Origin of the sequence: Clostridium sp., from assembly GCF_036639235.1 — a bacterium.
Taxonomy (GTDB): domain Bacteria; phylum Bacillota; class Clostridia; order Clostridiales; family Caloramatoraceae; genus Clostridium_AB.
Genome location: NZ_JAVWJB010000101.1, coordinates 1 through 2,333, shown reverse-complemented (window position 1 = coordinate 2,333; position 2,333 = coordinate 1). Strand labels below are relative to the sequence as shown.

At 32.1% G+C, this 2,333-nt stretch carries 1 protein-coding gene and 1 pseudogene; one reads left to right on the top strand and one right to left on the bottom strand.

What is annotated here, in order from left to right; genetic code table 11:
* Window positions 1-235 (top strand): annotated as a pseudogene (locus tag RR539_RS10780) (hypothetical protein); the annotation flags it as partial.
* Window positions 236-394: 159 nt separating this feature from the next.
* Here the strand turns inward: RR539_RS10780 and RR539_RS10775 are convergent.
* Window positions 395-2,017 (bottom strand): Na/Pi cotransporter family protein, encoded by a 1,623-nt coding sequence (locus RR539_RS10775; protein ID WP_332500444.1) that lies wholly within the window; start codon window positions 2,015-2,017, stop codon window positions 395-397.
* Window positions 2,018-2,333: the final 316 nt, after the last annotated feature.

Genomic DNA, 2,333 nt, shown 5'->3' with positions numbered 1-2,333 from the left:
TATAACTATAGAGCCGGAAAAAGGTTCTAAGGAACGCCAGGTTAGCGATATTATAGAGGTTAATATAACTGGCTTAACAGTTATACAAAACGAACAAAAAATTAATGCTAAGCTTGAACTTATTGAAGCTGGTGATAATGTTAAGGTAACCTATAACGGTGATATTCAGGAGTCCTATCCTGCTACTATTACCAATACATATGGCATTCAAAAATTATTAAACCTACAAAAATAAAGGGGCTAGGAATTTGCAGCTAAGTACTGCTTATTCTCAGCCCCTTTTTAATCTTTGATTTTGTATAAAAAGCTGACTACCGATTTAGTAGCCAGCCTTTTATAATATCATTCCATGAAAATCTACTTTCAGGAATTTATCTTTAGTAGCAAATTTATTTTAGTTCTTATGTGTCATTTGATATTGTGCCACATTTAGTGATAGGTCACTTATTCTTTCTAGATTACTTATAATATCTAGATACATTGTTCCAACTAAGGCATTACATACACCTGCATTTAGTCTGCCAATGTGTGACTTTCTAAGGTCTCTTTCCATGTAATCAACCTTCTTCTCAATAAACATAACTTCTTCAAGTTTCTTTTCATCAAGTTTTCCAAGTAAACCTAAACTTATATCTAGTGACTTTTGAACAAGATCAACCATATCTTGAAGCTCCTTAGCAGCTCCCTCTGACATTTCAACCTTCTTCTTAGCCTTATGGGTTGCAAAGTCTGCAATATTATCTGCATGGTCTGCAATTCTCTCTATATCATTAACCATGTGAAGTAAATCTACAACCCTTGTACTATCCTTTTCAGATAGGTCAAGTTTAGATATTTCAACAAGGTACTGAGTTATATCCTCTTCAAGCTTATTAATTAAGCTTTCGTTTTTATATGCCTTTTCAATAATGTCTTCATTACCTGTTTTAAAGGCTTCCATAGCTACTCCTAAATTTTCCTTAGCCTTGTTACCCATTCTCTCAATGTCCTTAACAGTTTGGGCAATAGCAATTGAAGGAGTTTCTAATAGTCTTTCGTCTATATACTTAGTTCCATATCTTTCAGTTTCATCTTCACCTTTAATTATTTTATTAGCCCACTTAACAAGTAGTGGAATGAAAGGTATAAGAATTACTGTATTAACTATATTAAATATAGTATGTGCATTTGCAATCTGTCTTTCAACATTGTCTGACCCTATAACAGGAAGTTCAGTTACCATCCATGCTAAAACTGAGAATAAAGGTAGGAATATAATCGTACCTATTGAGTTAAATAGCAGGTGAATAACAGCTGCTTTTCTTGCTGTTTTTGAAGTACCAATACTTGAAATTAATGATGTTACACAAGTTCCTATATTGCATCCAAATAGTATAGGTATAATCATAGTAATATTAACAATACCAGTACCTGCAAGTGCAATCAGAATACCTGTTGTTGCAGATGAACTTTGAAGAATTGCAGTCATTACCATACCTGTTAATAACCCAAGGAACATATTTCCATCAAGTGCCTTAAGCATATCTATAAATACAGGAGATTGCTCAAGTGGTGCCATTGAATCCTTCATTATGTCCATACCAAAGAATAAAATACCGAATCCTAGAATAATTGATCCTATTTGCTTAACATTGTCTTTCTTAGCAAACAGAACAGTAATAGCTCCTCCCCCTATGAATATAGGAATAATCCCCATAATATCAAGGGTAATTAACTGACTTGTAATAGTTGTACCAATGTTGGCACCCATAATTAATGCTGTTGATTGGAATAAGTTCATTAGCTGAGCATTAACAAATCCTACAACCATAACAGTTGTTGCAGATGAACTTTGAATAATAGCTGTAATAATAGCTCCCGTTAATATCCCTTTAATAGGATTTGAGGTAAGCTTTTCAAAGAAACCTTTTAATTTGTCACCAGCAATATTCTGAAGACCGTCTCCCATCATGTTCATACCATAAAGGAATAGACCAAGACCTCCAAATAAAACCACAAACATCTCTAGAATATTCATATTTTCCTCCATTAAGTAAATAAAATAATAAATTCCTATAATATTAGCAATATTTTTAACGTACATTTAATATGATACATAACTTTTATTAGCTTGTGAATAGTTTTCTCCCTATAAATTCTCTGTATTTCTTTCTTTTTAGACAATTTTAATGTATAAATGTAATTAAAAGGAATAGACTGTTAAACATAGGTTAATTAAAATAAAAAAGAGGTTATTCTGAATTACAGAATAACCTCTTAAAATTATTTAACGCTTTGTTCTAATTTGTTAAGTTGTGACTCTAGTTCCTTTAGGTAATTACCATAAGCAGCCC